Source organism: Eikenella sp. (genome assembly GCF_057315495.1).
The window spans coordinates 15,838-30,269 of the sequence record NZ_DBHKXY010000010.1 but is presented as its reverse complement, the minus strand read 5'-3'; the positions used below and the strand labels follow the sequence as shown (position 1 = coordinate 30,269).

The following is a 14,432-nucleotide window of genomic DNA, read 5'->3' as shown; positions in this document are numbered from 1 at the left end:
AAGGTTTACTTAAACAAGTTTTTTGTCTTCACTGTATAAGCGCTGCCTTCAAACACGCGTATTTCAAACTCAAGCCGGGTGCAGATGCTTTCCAAGGGGCGGCGTTTTTTGGTGGTGAGCGTGAGGCTGTCTTGCTCTGCGGCGGGCTCGACATTTTTGATGTTTTCCTCCCGCATGATGCAGCGGATGATTTTGGCCAGCTCGTGGCCGCTTGGGGCATATTGCGAGAAAAAGCAGCGTTCGTGCCCGCCTAAACCGGCAAACGACAGGCGGAAGCGGTTGCCGGTTTGAACAATTTGATTGTGCATGGTTTATGCGCCCAACAGTTGTTCGAGCAGCTCATCGCTCAGCAGGCGATTGGGCTCGCGCAGCCAGTCGCCATCGGCCTCGGGGAAGGCGTTGCGGCAGTAGCCGGCATGGGCGGCAAAGTCGAACACGGCGTGGATGTAGCCGTTGATATCGAGCGCGGCCAGGCCGAGGTCTTCGCTCCACAGAATGCTGATTTCAGATGGGATATGGCGGTCGGCCACATCGTCCACGTTATAAATATGCAGCGCATCGAGAATGCCTTCCTCTTGGTGCACGGCATAGAAATAGCCGGTGCCGCAATCGTCTTCAAACACCACGCCGTAGGGGCTTTGTTCGAAAAAAGATTCCAACACCAGCTCTTGGCCGGGGGTGAATTGCTCGGGCTCGCGGCCTAAATACAGGGTTTTTTGCGCCATCATGACCTCCATTGTTTAGCTGAGCTTCATAGCGTAAACAGTTTACAGTGGATTATCAAGCGAAATGAACGCATTTAGAATGCGATCCATCGTAATTAATCAACAAAACTTAAGGAGCCAAATATGAAATTCGCTGTAATTGGTGCAACTGGTTATGTGGGCAACGCCGTGGTGCGCGAGCTGGCCGAGCGCGGGCATGAAGTAACCGCCTTTGTGCGCAACACAGGCAAGACGTTGGCCGCGCCGAATGTAACAGCCGTGCAGGCCGATGTGCATGCAGTCGATTTTGCCGCACAGCTCTCCGGCTTTGATGCGGTGGTGAGCGCGTTCAACCCGGGCTGGACCAATCCGAACATCGGCCGCGATTTCACCGTCGGCTACGCAGCCATCTTGGCGGCAACCAAAGCGGCGAAAGTGCCCTATCTTTTGGCCGTGGGCGGCGCGGGCAGCCTGTTCGTGGCACCCGGCGTGCAGCTGATTGATACGCCGGAATTCCCGAAAGAAATTTTCGACGGCGCCAACGCCGCCCGCAACCTGCTGCGCGACTTGCAAACCCAACACGCCGATGTGAATTGGGCGATGATTTCCCCATCCGCCCGTCTCGGCGCCGACGGCGGCTTCAGTGAAGAGCGCACCGGCCAATACCGCCTGGGTGGCGATGAACTCCTGATGGCGGGCGAGGTGCCGGCCGGCATCAGCGTGGCAGATTTGGCCATTGCGATTGCCGATGATGTGGAGCAGAAAGCACATCTGCACCAACGCTTCACCGCCGCAGCCGTATAAATAATGCATATAAATAATGCATACTAAAAGGCTACCTGAAAACCATTATAGTTTTTCAGGTAGCCTTTATTTCATTCGATAAGTCTGGCACTCGCTGCCCGCACAAATGCTTTTCAGGTAGCCTTCATCATGGCAGCGAGCTTCAACGCAGCCACTGCCAAGTGCTGCCCGGCGGCACGTGCGCCTGGTGCAGCATGGTTTTGAAGTCCAGCCCGTATTGCTCGCTCAGCTTGGCGGCTTTTTTCTGCAGTGCCGCCAGCGGCTGGGGCGCTTGGTTTTGGAAGGCGAGCACGGCCACGTTGCCGTGGGTTTCGGCGGGCACGCACAACACGCGCTGTTCAAACACCTGCGCGAGCCGTTGCAGGAAAAGCGGATAGCGTTTGTCGCCGCTCCACCAATTGGTGACGAAAATGCCGTTGTCGCTCAGGGCGGTGCGGCAGTCGGCAAAAAACGGCTCGGCCACCAGGGCATCGATAATCTGCACGCCATCGAAGCCGTCCACCAGCAAAATATCCGTGCCGCCACGCAGGGTTTTGATGTATTCCGCGCCGTCGGCCTCGATGATTTCAAATTTCTCGCTTTCAAACGGCAATTCAAACAGGCCGCGCGCCACGCTGATTACCTGCGGGTTGATTTCCACCGCCGTTTGCGCCACCTCGGGCAGGTGGGCATCGATCCAGCGTACAAACGAGCCGCCGCCCAGCCCGATTTGCGTGATGTGGCGCACGTTTTCGACAAACAAGAGCCAGGCCATCATGGCGCGGCTGTAGGAAAGCACTAGCTCGGCGGGATAATCCACATTCATCGAGCTTTGCACCGTTTCGCTACCCAAATGCAGCGAGCGGATGTTGCCGTGTTCGGAAATGCCCACTTCGGGCAGGGCGAAACGTGCCGAACGCAGGCGGCGGTAGGGATGACGTGCCATATCAACAAGCCTTTGGCCAAAATGCGGAAGGCGCGCATTCTAGCACGGTTTTCAGGTAGCCTTATACCGCTGCCCCGCCTCTATTCATCAGAATGAAGGCATTCCGCCCGAGGCTACCTGAAAATATAGTGGATTAGAAATAAGAATGGGACAAGGCGGCAAACCGCAGACAGTACAGCAGTACGGCAAGGCAAACCAACGCTGTAGCGAAAGTTAAGTTGGTTTGCTCAGCCTTGCTGCCATTTTAAAGCTGCCGGCAAGCTGCCGGTGTTATACTATTGCTTTTAGCCAAAGCCGTTATTTATTCCTGCCAAGCGAGCCAATGCCGCAGGTATAGAGGAGCACCCCGGCTATACCAGCAATCCAGCACAACGGAGGCAATCATGAGCATTTTGGTCACCGGCGCATCAGCCGGTTTCGGGCGGGCCATCTGCCGCACGCTCGCCGCAGCGGGCTACCGCGTGATCGGCGCGGCGCGGCGTGCCGACAAACTGGACGAACTGCGCGCGGAATTGGGCACCAACTTCCTGCCGCTGCAAATGGATGTGGGCGATACTGCCTCGGTGGATGCCGCGCTCAAAGGGCTACCTGAAAACTTTGCCCAGATCGACTGCCTGGTCAACAACGCCGGCCTGGCATTGGGTTTAGACCCGGCCCATCAAGCCGATTTTGCCGACTGGCAAACCATGATTCAAACCAACATCATCGGCCTCACCTACCTCACCCACCAAGTGCTGCCCGGTATGGTGGCGCGCGGCAGCGGTTATATAATCAACCTCGGCTCGGTGGCCGGCACCTACCCCTACCCCGGCGGCAATGTGTATGGCGCCACCAAGGCCTATGTGCGCCAATTCAGCCTCAATCTGCGCGCCGATTTGGCCGGCACGGGCGTGCGCGTGAGCAATATCGAGCCCGGCCTGTGCGGCGACACCGAGTTTTCCAACGTGCGCTTCAAAGGCGACGACCAACGCGCCGCCGATCTATATAAAAACGTGGACTACATCCGCCCCGAAGATATCGCCGATACCGTACTGTGGCTCTACCAGCGCCCCGCGCACATGAACGTGAACAGCATCGAAATCATGCCGGTGGCGCAGAGTTTCAACCCGCTCGCCGTTGTGCGCCACCCCAGCCAATAATCATAGGAAGCAGCCATGACCAAGCACTCCGCACCCGACTACAAAACCGCCATCATCGCCCGCGCCCGCGAGCAAGGCCTGCAGATTACCACCCTGCGCGAGCAGGTGTTGGATATCGTTTTGCGGCAGGAAGGCGTGATTAAAGCCTACACTGTGCTGGCGCAAATGCAGCAGCAGAGCAACGGCGTGGTGGCGCCGCCCACCGCCTACCGCGCGCTCGATTTCTGGGCCGAACACGGCGTGCTGCACAAAGTGGCCGCGGTAAACGGCTACGTTTTATGCAGCCATGCCCGCCACCATTGCGACGACCACTGCCACAGCAGCGACGAGCAGCAACACCACCACAGCGCCTTCATTTTGGTGTGTACCGAGTGCGGCAACACCGATGAGCAAACCCTCTCCCGCGAATGGCAGGCGCTGTGCGCCGGCGTAGCCGCAGGCGGGTTTAAATTAAAAGAAGAACATGTTGTTTTAACAGGAATATGCAAACAATGCCAGAAATAAAGAAAGCAAAAGTACATCTGTTTTCCGGCTTTTTGGGAACAGGTAAAACCACCGCCCTGCGCCACCTGATGGAGCAAAAGAGTCTCGATGAAAAATGGGTGATCGTGGTGAACGAATTCGGTGAAATCGGCATCGACGGCGCCGTGTTGAGCGACAACGGCATCCCCGTGGCCGAAATCGCCGGCGGCTGCCTGTGTTGCGTGGCCGGGGCGCAGATGGGCACCACCATCAACCGCATGGTGAGCGGCAACAAGCCCGACCGCATCATCATCGAAGCCAGCGGCCTGGCACACGCCGCCAGCGTGATCGACGAGCTGCGCGCCAAACCCTTCGACCAAATGCTGGATATCGGCGCCGTGTTCACCCTAGTCGATCCGCGCCAATTCACCAACCCCGACTACGCCAACCAGCCGCTCTACCGCGACCAAGTGAGCGTGGCCGACGTGCTGATTGCCAACAAAACCGACATGTGCAGCCCCGAAGAAATGGCCGCCTTCCGCAGCAAAGCCGCCCAGCTCTTCCCACCCAAAGCCGCCGTACTGGAAACCACCGACGCCTATTTAGACATCGCCCTGTTGGAAACCCCGGTGGTGGAAAAAAGCCGCTACCGCATCAAAGAGCTGCCCGACAACAGCATGGGTCTGCAGTCGCAAGGCTACACCTTCCCTGCCGGCAGCAGCTTCGACGGCGAAAAGCTCACCAAATTCTTCAACGACCTGCCCAAACTGTGCGAAGGCCTTGTGCGCGCCAAAGGCGTGTTCCAAGTGCTCGGCAGCTGGGTGTGGCTCAACTGGAGCGAAGGCCAATGGGGCGCCAACCAAGTGGCCTGGCGGCGCGACAGCCGCTTTGAAGTGATCGCCAAATCCTTCGACAGCGACACGCTGGAGCAAAGATTGCAAGCCGCGCTGGAAAAATAAGCGGGAGGCCAACTGAAAACAGAGCTGTGCGAGTGTTTGCACAGCTCTGTTTCAGGTAGCCTAGTCAAGACAGGCAAAATGCTGGGTATTGTTCGTTATCCGTTTGCCGGTTCTACAGGCTTTACATAGGTAAAGTTTTGTTTGCCGCATTGCTCCCCCCCCTTGCAATTTACACTGACACCGCATACAACTTGTATGTTCTTAAATCTTTCAACCCACGGGAGTAGACTTATGAAACAAAACATCATCGTTGTCTTATTCAACATCTCCAGCGAAGCTTATCAAGCCTTTTCTGAATTGAAAGCTTACTCGCAGACAACAGATGCTTTGGTGGCACAAGCCGTTTTGATTAAAAAGGAAAATGGTCTGATTATCCCAGCAGAAAGCACCGACTTTACCGCCAATACGGTCGAAGGCACATGGACGGGCGGCCTCATTGGTTCACTGGTCGGCATTCTCGGCGGTCCTATCGGTGTTCTGTTGGGTGGAGCTACTGGCGCACTCATCGGCAGTGATGCAGGCACTGCCCAAACATTGGGAGAGGGGTTGTTGCTGGAAAATACAGCCAAAAAACTGGATAACGGCAGTACTGCAATCATTATTTTGGCGCAAGAATCCGACGAAGCTGTATTGGATGCTTTCTTCCACCGTTTCAAAACCGTTATTCTCCGGCAAGATGCAGCCGTTGCCCAACAGGACGTATTGGCAGCAATAGAAGCGCAGGAAGAAGTGGCACGTCAGGCACACGAAGCGTGGAAAAAACAGCGCAAAGCCGAGCGCAAAGAGAAAGTGGAAGCCTTCAAGGCCGACATCAAACAAAAATTCGACAAATTGGCAGCCAAGTTGAAATAACACTGCCACCAACACAAGGTATGTAACCGCTCAAATTTTCCGTTTCGGATGCATGCCAAACCGGTTTGAGGCTACCTGAAAATCTATTTTTCAGGTAGCCTCTCCCTTTTTCATGCCCCACCACTCCATCATGCTCACCCCGCAAAGCTGCGACCTGTTCCAACGCCCGTTTTTCCAGTTCGCCCAAATCCGCCAATACCAGCCCGAAACCGAAGCGCAAACCAAGGCCGACTACAAAGCCGCGTGGCAGGTGTGGCGCACGCTGGTTTTGCAGGTAGCCTCCGAATTGGGCGCAGGCTTTGCCCCGCCGCATATCGAACGCTGGTGCAACGGCTGGCAGGTGCGCGCCCACTTTTTCGCCTATTTCAAATATCAAACCCATGCCGATACGGCGGTGATTCTCTCGCTGCTGCTCAACCGCCGCCGGCTCACCGCCAGCCTCGAATGGCACGAATACCGCGCCGCCCGCTCCACCCTGCCGCTGGCCTGCTATCAACAGGCTTTGGCCGATTTCCCGCATGCCGAATTTGCCGACTTCCAAATCTGGCACGGCAACGACAGCGAATACGCCGACTACCCCGCCATCGCCGCCGCCCCGCCCGAAGCCTTCGCCCTGCGCAGCCCGCAGGACTTCCTTTGCCTCGGCCGCCACTTAGAGCGCGACCAACTGGAGCAGGCCGACAGCGCGGCCTGGCTAGTCGAAACCCTGCGCCGCCTGCTGCCAGTGTACGAAGCCTGCCACAACGTGCGGCTGTGAGCGGAAGCAAGCGTTCCCCCCGGCTGCCGTTAAGGCTACCTGAAATCTAAAAGAGACAAACAAAACGGCAGCGTCGCAACGCCGCCCTGCCCCATCATCATCGGAGAAACCCATGGAACTTCCCTTTATCCTGCTGCTCATCACCGGCTTTTTGGCCGGGCTGATGGATGCGGCCGTTGGCGGCGGCGGGCTGTTGCAGCTGCCCGCGCTGTTCGGCGTGTTGCCGCCGGCCACGCCCGTACCCACCGTGCTGGGCACCAACAAGGCGGCTTCGTTCGCCGGCACCTTCACCGCCGCCGGCCAGTTTGCCCGCCGCCTGAAGCTGCCGTGGAAAATGCTGCTGCCCGCCGGCGTGCTGGCTTTTGCCGCCTCGTTCGCCGGTGCGAAGCTGGTGGCCTATGTGCCGGTGCAATATATGAAACCAGCCATGCTGGTGATTATGGTGGCGATGTTTGTGTACACCTTCTTCCGCAAAGATTTGGGGCAAACCGAGCGCACCCACGCGCTCACGCGGGGCGAAATGCTGCTGGGCACGGCGTTTGGCGCGGCCATCGGCTTTTATGACGGACTGTTCGGCCCGGGCACGGGCAGCCTGCTGGCCTTCGTGTTCGTGCGCTTTTTTGCCTACGATTTCCTCACCGCCACCGCCTGCGCCAAGGTAATCAACCTGATGACCAATCTGGCCGCACTGAGCTTTTTCATCCCCAGCCAACATGTGCTGTGGCATTGGGCGCTGCCGCTGGCGGCGGCCAACCTAACCGGCGGCTTCTGCGGCGCAAAGCTGGCGGTGCTCGGCGGCAGCCGCTGGCTGCGTTATGGCTTTATGGCTTTGCTGTGCCTGCTGATTGGCAATTTTGCCCGCCAGCTTTGGTTATCTTAAGCAGCGGGTTTTCGGCGGCTGGCAAAAAGAGTATGCTTAAGGCCGTTTGCCGCATTGTTTATTTGCTATCGTGTTTTCAACTGCACGAAAATTGCTTTTCAGGTAGCCTGATCAGGCAAAATTGAGGCTACCTGAAAACCCTATCCCCCCCTATTCATTCACCTGGAAAAGACACCATGACCCAACCGCTTCATCCGCAAACCCTCGCCATCCGCGGCGCCAAAGAGCAAACCGACTACAACGAACACAACCAAGCCCTGTTCCTCACCAGCAGCTTTATGTTTGATTCCGCCGCCGACGGCGCCGATTTATTTGCCCACAGGAAACCCGGCTTCACCTACTCGCGCACCGCCAACCCCACCGTTTCCGCCTTTGCCCGCCGCATCGCCCTGCTCGAAGGCGGCGAAGCCGGCATCGCCACCGGCACCGGCATGGCCGCCATCCAAGCCGCCTTGCTCACTTTCCTTTCCGCCGGCGACCATCTCGTCACCAGCCGCAGCCTGTTCGGCACCACCCTGGGCTTTATCCAAAACCACGTAACCCGTTTCGGCATCGAAGTCACCCTCGTGCCGCAAACCGACCCCGACGCCTGGCGCGCCGCCATGAAGCCCAACACCAAAATGCTGTTTGTGGAAACCCCGTCCAACCCGCTCAACGAAGTGGCCGACATCGCCGCGCTGGCTGAAATCGCCCACAGCAACGGCGCCCTGCTCACTGTGGACAACTGCTTCTGCTCCCCCGCTCTGCAGCAGCCGCTCAAATTCGGCGCCGATTTATCCGTGCAATCCGCCACCAAAGCCATCGACGGCCACGGCCGCGTGATGGGCGGCGTGGTGTGCGGCCGCGCCGAGCTGATGGAGCAAGTGGCGGTATACACCAACTCCGCCGGCCTTTTGCTCTCCCCGTTCAACGCCTGGGTGCTGCTCTCCGGCTGCGAAACCCTGCCGCTGCGCGTCGAAAAGCAAAGCGCCCAAGCGCAAGCCGTGGCCGAATGGCTGGAACAACGCAGCGAAGTGGCCAAAGTGTATTACAGCGGCCTGCCCAACCATCCCCAAGCCGCACTTGCCGCCAAACAGCAATCCGGCGGCGGCATCGTGGTGGCCTTCGAGCTCAAAGGCGGGCAGAGCGCCGCCTGGCAGGTGATCGACCGCGTTAAAGTATTCTCCAAAACCGCCAACCTCGGCGACGTGCGATCCACCATCACCCATCCCTGGACCACCACCCACTGCCGCCTCGAGCCCCAAGCCAAACTCGAAGCCGGCATCCGCGAAGGCCTGATCCGCCTCTCCATCGGCCTGGAAGACACCGCCGACTTGATTGCCGACTTGCAACAGGCATTGGAAAGCATCCGCTAAGCCCAACGTAGTGCAACGTACAAAAGGCTACCTGAAAACGAATTCAAGATTTTCAGGTAGCCTTCAATCTGGCGGCTATCTATAGCCTGAATAATGATTTCTTCAACACCAGGCATCGCGCCGCAGCCAGCATGGTCAACACGGTATGAAAACGAGGCATTCCGGCCATAGCCCGCCCGCTTCCCCGCCCGATCACACCTGTTCATCCCCCGCCATATCAGGCACAATAGCGCAGTTTTCCACCATCCCGCCTCTTAAATAGCGGAAACACTTATTTTTCATGTCGGGCAACAAGCCAACGGCGTAGGAAGCAAGCGGCGTTTTCGCGATATAGTGGATTAACAAAAATCAGGACAAGGCGGCGAGCCGCAGACAGTACACACGTTACGGCAAGGCGAGCCAACGCTGTACTGGTTTTTGTTAATTCACTATAAAGGCTACCTGAAACCCACCAAACACACATCATGACCACATTCACCCCTCCCCCCTTCGCCGGCCACAGCCCCCTGAGCTGGTATCAGGCCGCATCCCGGCAGCCCGGCTTTATCCGCGATGCCGCCCAAGAAACCGCCATCCGCCGCCTCGACCAGCTCTGGCACAAGCTCAACGCCCACCGCCAGCAACGCGGCCGCCTGCTGGGCAAACTCTTCGGCAAGAAAGCCCAGCCGCCCAAAGGGCTCTATTTCTACGGCGGCGTCGGTCGCGGCAAAAGCTTCCTGATGGACGCCTTCCACGGCTGCCTGCCGCCCGGCACCGCCCGCCGCGTGCACTTTCACGCCTTCATGGCCGAAGCCCACCGCCGCATGCGCGAACACAAAAACCAAGCCAACCCCCTGCAAGCCGTGGCCCGCGACATCGCCCGCGATGCCCAAATCCTCTGCTTCGACGAATTCCACGTGAGCGACATTGCCGACGCCATGATTCTCGGCCGCCTGCTCGAAGGCCTGCTGGCCGAAGGCGTAGTGCTCGTCGCCACTTCCAACTACGAGCCGGCCGGGCTCTACCCGCAAGGCCAAAACCGCAGCAGCTTCCTGCCCACCATCGCCCTGCTCGAAAAAAGCCTCGACATCCTCAACGTAGACGGCGGCCAAGACTACCGCCAACGCAGCCTCAGCCCCGCCGATATCTTTTTCATCCCCGACGATGCCGCAAGCGAAGCCCAGCTCGCCGCCCTGTTCGAGCGGCATACCGGCCAAGCCCCCCAGCCCGGCAGCCTGCCCCTGCTCGGCCGCGAAATCCCCACCCAAGGCCAGGCCGACGGCGTAGTGTGGTTCCACTTCGACGCCCTGTGCCGCGGTCCCCGCTCCCAGGCCGACTACCTCGCCCTGGCCGAAACCAGCCGCATGATTTTCGTCTCGCACATCCCGCAGCTCAACGAAACCGAACGCGCCGAAGCACGCCGCCTCACCTGGCTGATCGACGTGCTCTACGACTACCGCGTCAAACTCAGCGCCAGCCTCGCCGTGCCGCCCGAACAAATCTACACCCACGGCGACTTTGCCAACGAATTCGTGCGCAGCGCCAGCCGCCTCACCGAAATGCAGTCCGAAGCCTACCTCGCCCTGCCGCACCTCACACTAGACAAAGAGGCTACCTGAAAGCGCCGCTTCAGCTACGCCAAAACAGCCCACTCTTTTTCAGGTAGCCTGAACCAACAAGGAAACCCCATGCCCATCAAACTCATCGTCGGCCTCGGCAACCCCGGCCCCGAATACGAAGACACCCGCCACAACGCCGGCTTCTGGCTGCTCGACCAGCTCGCCCAGCAATGGCACAGCCATTGGCAAGACGACAGGAAATTCTTCGGCCACCTCATCCGCAGTACCCGCCCCAGTGGCGAAATCCGCCTGCTCAAGCCGCAAACCTATATGAATCTCTCCGGCCAAGCCGTACAGGCCGTTGCCTCATTTTATAAAATCCGGCCGCAGGAAATCCTCGTCATCCACGACGAGCTCGACCTCGAACCCGGCCGTATCAAATTCAAACTCGGCGGCGGCAACGGCGGCCACAACGGCCTCAAAGACATCCAAGCCCGCCTCGGCAGCCCCGACTTCTACCGCCTGCGCCTGGGCATCGGCCACCCCGGCGACCGCAACGAAGTGGTGAACTACGTGCTGAAAAAACCCCGCCGCGAAGAAAAAGAGCTGATCGAAGACGCCATCGACAAATCCATCGCTACCCTGCCCGACATCCTCGCCGGCAAAATCGAAGCCGCCCAGCGGGTGTTGCACGGGAAATAGCGGCGCTGTCTGCTCACGAAAGCCCAATCATGCTCGAACATTTCGTTTTCCACGATGCCACCCATGCCCGCCTGTTTCACGCCACGATGGAATGGCTGGCTTTGAGCGGCGGCTTTTGGCCATAATGGCGCTTGGGCATTATGAGCGTTGGCCTGGGCGCAGCCTGAGGCTACCTGAAAAATAGGGAATAAGAATGAGCAAAGATTTTCGTGTCTTAAAAGCATCATTGGCCGCAATAATTACCGCACTGGCAACAGGCGTAAGTTTGGGTGTGGTCACACTGCTTCTGGTGTTCTTAGGGCTGATCACGGGTGTATTTGGAATTTATCGTGATGATGCTGATAATGCGTTTTGGGCGGGGATAGCATTATCAATAGCAGGGGCATTGATAGCGGCGGTCGTGGTGTTTATCAATGTTTACTCTACCGACAACAAAAAGCAGGAAGGCAAGCGGCGTGTTCGCATCCGCCGGAGGTGATGAGTGAGGAATTTTCAGGTAGCCTGCAAGCGGTGCAAAGCCCCATCCCTATCTCGGCTATAGTGAATTAACAAAAATCAGGACAAGGCGGCGAGCCGCAGACAGTACACACGTTACGGCAAGGCGAGCCAACGCTGTACTGGTTTTTGTTAATTCACTATATCTTCCTAAGGAGAATAAAATGTTGCGTCATTCATTATGGTTGCTACTGCTGCTCGGCGGCAGGCTGCCCGCTGCGCCCATTCAAGGTTTCTACACCGTGCAGGGCGATTGGGAGCTGGCCTGCAACAACACCGGCACTTGCCGCGCCGCCGGCTATGCCAACGAAAAAGATTACCTTGAATTTCCGGTTTCCCTGCTGCTGCAACGTGCCGCCGGAGAGCAGGCTGTTGTGTCCGCCCGCTTGCAGGCCAGTTATCAAGGCGAGCCGTTTTGGCCGCTAACAGCAGCCAAACTGTCTATCAACGGCCGCCCGGCTGGCCAAATCACCACCGTTCCAAGCTCCAGCAGCGATGGCGTAGTTAAATTATCCGAAGGGCAAACTCAGGTTTTATTAGATGCCTTGAAACACCATGCCACCATCAGCCTACAAGGGCCAGACGGTATGGAATGGCGGCTGTCGTCCGACGGTGCTGCCGCCATTTTGCGCCGTATGGATGCCTTCCAACGCCGCAGCGGTACCCCTTCCGCGCTCATCAATCCCGGCCACAGCCGACGTGCCGTGTTGCAGCCGCAACCATTGCTGGTCATCCATGCAGTTGCCGTGCCTGGCATGCCGCTTGCCCAATCGGCCGGCAGCAATAGCCCATTGATGCCGATAATGCGTGTATTTAACCCCCGCACTGCGCAATACCGTGTATTGCTGCAAAAACTGCGCCGTTTACCGCAGGCAAAATCTTGCGAGTTTGTTGATTCACCAGAACAAAATCCGAAAATTGAAGCCCACCGCTTAAGCGGCGGGCATATGTTGATACAGGCCGACTGTATCCAAACCATCTACAACGACACTACCCAGCTGGTTGTTGTAACCAACCAAGATTTCTCGCAGATTGAATCGATAGTCGGCAGAGAAATCAACCAAGGCTATGGTTATGATGGCATGGTAGCCGGTAGTTTCAAAGGACGAGGCATTGGCGATTGCTGGGGAGGGGCAAGCTGGATTTGGGATGGCAGAAAATTTAGCTTGACCTATTCCGCCCCTGGTCAAATGTGCCGTGGATTTACCGGCGGCGCATGGATCATGCCCACCTTCCTTTCCCTGCCCACCGACACCCCTGAAGCCGAAAAACAAGCAGAATGGAATAGGGAGCGGCTGAAAGAATATGCCGATTAAGCGCTCCCAACCACACCCAAAGCCATGCATCATTTTCAGGTAGCCTTTAAATGAAATACAAAGACCTACGCGACTTCATCGCCATGCTCGAGCAGCAGGGCAAACTCAAGCGCGTCTCGCATCCCGTTTCGCCGCATTTGGAGATGACCGAAATCGCCGACCGCGTGCTGCGCGCCGAAGGGCCGGCGCTCTTGTTTGAACACGCCGTGCGCCCCGACGGCAGCCGCTACGATTTTCCCGTGTTGGCAAACCTGTTCGGCACGCCCGAACGCGTGGCGATGGGCATGGGCGCGGACAGCGTGTCCAAGTTGCGCGAAATCGGGCAGACGCTGGCGTATCTGAAAGAACCCGAACCGCCCAAAGGCATCAAAGACGCGTTTTCCAAACTGCCGCTGCTGAAAGACATTTGGAGTATGGCGCCGAACGTGGTGAAAAACGCGCCGTGTCAGGAAATCGTGTGGGAAGGCGAAGATGTTGATTTGTATAAATTGCCGATTCAGCATTGCTGGCCGGAAGACGTTGCGCCGCTGGTAACATGGGGCTTGACCGTCACGCGCGGGCCGCACAAAAAACGCCAGAACTTGGGCATTTACCGCCAACAACTCATCGGCAAAAACAAGCTGATTATGCGTTGGCTGTCGCATCGCGGCGGTGCGCTGGATTATCAGGAATTCCGCAAACTCAATCCCGATACGCCGTATCCCGTCGCCGTCGTACTCGGCTGCGACCCCGCCACCATTTTGGGCGCGGTAACGCCCGTTCCCGATACTTTGAGCGAATACCAGTTTGCCGGACTGCTGCGCGGTTCGCGGACGGAACTGGTGAAATGTATCGGCAACGATTTGCAAGTGCCTGCACGCGCTGAAATCGTGCTGGAAGGTGTCATCCATCCGAACGAAACCGCGTTGGAAGGCCCGTACGGCGACCACACGGGCTATTACAACGAGCAGGACCATTTCCCCATGTTCACGGTCGAACGCATCACCATGCGCGAAAACCCGATTTACCACTCCACCTACACGGGCAAACCGCCCGATGAACCTGCCGTTTTGGGCGTGGCGTTGAACGAAGTGTTCGTACCGCTCTTGCAAAAGCAGTTCCCCGAAATCACCGATTTTTACCTGCCGCCCGAAGGCTGTTCCTACCGCATGGCGGTGGTCAGCATGAAGAAACAGTACGCCGGACACGCCAAGCGCGTGATGATGGGCTGCTGGTCGTTCCTGCGCCAGTTTATGTACACCAAATTCATCATCGTGGTCGATGATGATGTGAACGTGCGCGACTGGAAAGAAGTCATCTGGGCTGTAACCACGCGCATGGACCCCGTGCGCGATACTGTGTTGGTGGAAAACACGCCCATCGACTATCTCGACTTCGCCAGCCCCGTCAGCGGACTCGGCGGCAAAATGGGCTTGGACGCAACCAACAAATGGCCGGGCGAAACCGACCGAGAATGGGGACGGGTAATCAAAAAAGACCCTGCGGTTACGGCTAAGATTGATGAGATTTGGAGGGAATTGGGGTTGTAAGGGACTGAATCTTGC

16 protein-coding genes are annotated in these 14,432 nt (G+C 57.8%); 13 read left to right on the top strand and 3 right to left on the bottom strand.

What is annotated here, in order from left to right; translation table 11 throughout:
* Nucleotides 1-5: 5 nt before the first annotated feature.
* The gene (locus tag ACO6EE_RS01490) at nucleotides 6-308 is read right to left on the bottom strand and encodes a hypothetical protein (protein ID WP_485958750.1); all 303 of its coding nucleotides are present in this window, start codon (nucleotides 306-308) and stop codon (nucleotides 6-8) included.
* A 3-nt stretch (nucleotides 309-311) separates the two neighbouring features.
* Nucleotides 312-725, bottom strand: coding sequence for a DUF2251 domain-containing protein (locus ACO6EE_RS01485; protein ID WP_485958849.1), 414 nt, complete (start codon nucleotides 723-725; stop codon nucleotides 312-314).
* A gap of 123 nt (nucleotides 726-848) precedes the next feature.
* Between ACO6EE_RS01485 and ACO6EE_RS01480 the strand changes: the two genes are divergently transcribed.
* Nucleotides 849-1,508, top strand: coding sequence for an NAD(P)-dependent oxidoreductase (locus ACO6EE_RS01480; RefSeq protein ID WP_485958749.1), 660 nt, complete (start codon nucleotides 849-851; stop codon nucleotides 1,506-1,508).
* Between the two features lie 142 nt (nucleotides 1,509-1,650).
* Here ACO6EE_RS01480 and ACO6EE_RS01475 read toward each other — a convergent pair whose 3' ends face one another.
* Nucleotides 1,651-2,433: a polyamine aminopropyltransferase gene (locus tag ACO6EE_RS01475; RefSeq protein WP_485958748.1), complete on the bottom strand. Its 783-nt coding sequence runs from the start codon at nucleotides 2,431-2,433 to the stop codon at nucleotides 1,651-1,653.
* 383 nt (nucleotides 2,434-2,816) lie between these two features.
* Here ACO6EE_RS01475 and ACO6EE_RS01470 point away from each other — a divergent pair, with 383 nt between their 5' ends.
* From ACO6EE_RS01470 to ubiD, 12 genes are all read left to right on the top strand, one after another.
* Nucleotides 2,817-3,572 (top strand): SDR family oxidoreductase, encoded by a 756-nt coding sequence (locus tag ACO6EE_RS01470; RefSeq protein ID WP_485958747.1) that lies wholly within the window; start codon nucleotides 2,817-2,819, stop codon nucleotides 3,570-3,572.
* A gap of 15 nt (nucleotides 3,573-3,587) precedes the next feature.
* Nucleotides 3,588-4,076, top strand: a complete 489-nt coding sequence (locus tag ACO6EE_RS01465; RefSeq protein ID WP_485958746.1) for a Fur family transcriptional regulator — start codon at nucleotides 3,588-3,590, stop codon at nucleotides 4,074-4,076.
* Complete coding sequence (locus ACO6EE_RS01460) at nucleotides 4,064-4,993, top strand: CobW family GTP-binding protein (RefSeq protein WP_485958745.1); 930 nt, start codon at nucleotides 4,064-4,066, stop codon at nucleotides 4,991-4,993. The genes ACO6EE_RS01465 and ACO6EE_RS01460 overlap by 13 nt, the downstream gene beginning before the upstream one ends.
* A 231-nt stretch (nucleotides 4,994-5,224) precedes the next feature.
* Nucleotides 5,225-5,845, top strand: a complete 621-nt coding sequence (locus tag ACO6EE_RS01455) for a DUF1269 domain-containing protein (RefSeq protein WP_003741838.1) — start codon at nucleotides 5,225-5,227, stop codon at nucleotides 5,843-5,845.
* A gap of 130 nt (nucleotides 5,846-5,975) precedes the next feature.
* A complete protein-coding gene (locus ACO6EE_RS01450) occupies nucleotides 5,976-6,602 on the top strand; it encodes an HI_0552 family protein (protein ID WP_485958848.1) in 627 nt (208 codons plus the stop codon).
* Between the two features lie 112 nt (nucleotides 6,603-6,714).
* Nucleotides 6,715-7,482 (top strand): sulfite exporter TauE/SafE family protein, encoded by a 768-nt coding sequence (locus tag ACO6EE_RS01445; RefSeq protein WP_485958744.1) that lies wholly within the window; start codon nucleotides 6,715-6,717, stop codon nucleotides 7,480-7,482.
* Between the two features lie 176 nt (nucleotides 7,483-7,658).
* A complete protein-coding gene (gene metZ, locus ACO6EE_RS01440) occupies nucleotides 7,659-8,837 on the top strand; it encodes an O-succinylhomoserine sulfhydrylase (protein WP_485958743.1) in 1,179 nt (392 codons plus the stop codon).
* Nucleotides 8,838-9,301: 464 nt separating this feature from the next.
* Entirely contained in the window at nucleotides 9,302-10,435 is a 1,134-nt protein-coding gene (zapE, locus tag ACO6EE_RS01435; protein ID WP_485958742.1) for a cell division protein ZapE, read from the top strand.
* A 69-nt stretch (nucleotides 10,436-10,504) separates the two neighbouring features.
* Nucleotides 10,505-11,077, top strand: a complete 573-nt coding sequence (pth, locus tag ACO6EE_RS01430) for an aminoacyl-tRNA hydrolase (protein ID WP_485958741.1) — start codon at nucleotides 10,505-10,507, stop codon at nucleotides 11,075-11,077.
* Between the two features lie 193 nt (nucleotides 11,078-11,270).
* Nucleotides 11,271-11,555, top strand: coding sequence for a hypothetical protein (locus tag ACO6EE_RS01425; RefSeq protein ID WP_485958740.1), 285 nt, complete (start codon nucleotides 11,271-11,273; stop codon nucleotides 11,553-11,555).
* Between the two features lie 181 nt (nucleotides 11,556-11,736).
* Nucleotides 11,737-12,888: a DUF1176 domain-containing protein gene (locus ACO6EE_RS01420; RefSeq protein WP_485958739.1), complete on the top strand. Its 1,152-nt coding sequence runs from the start codon at nucleotides 11,737-11,739 to the stop codon at nucleotides 12,886-12,888.
* Between the two features lie 50 nt (nucleotides 12,889-12,938).
* The gene (ubiD, locus tag ACO6EE_RS01415; protein WP_485958738.1) at nucleotides 12,939-14,417 is read left to right on the top strand and encodes a 4-hydroxy-3-polyprenylbenzoate decarboxylase; all 1,479 of its coding nucleotides are present in this window, start codon (nucleotides 12,939-12,941) and stop codon (nucleotides 14,415-14,417) included.
* Nucleotides 14,418-14,432 lie beyond the last annotated feature (15 nt).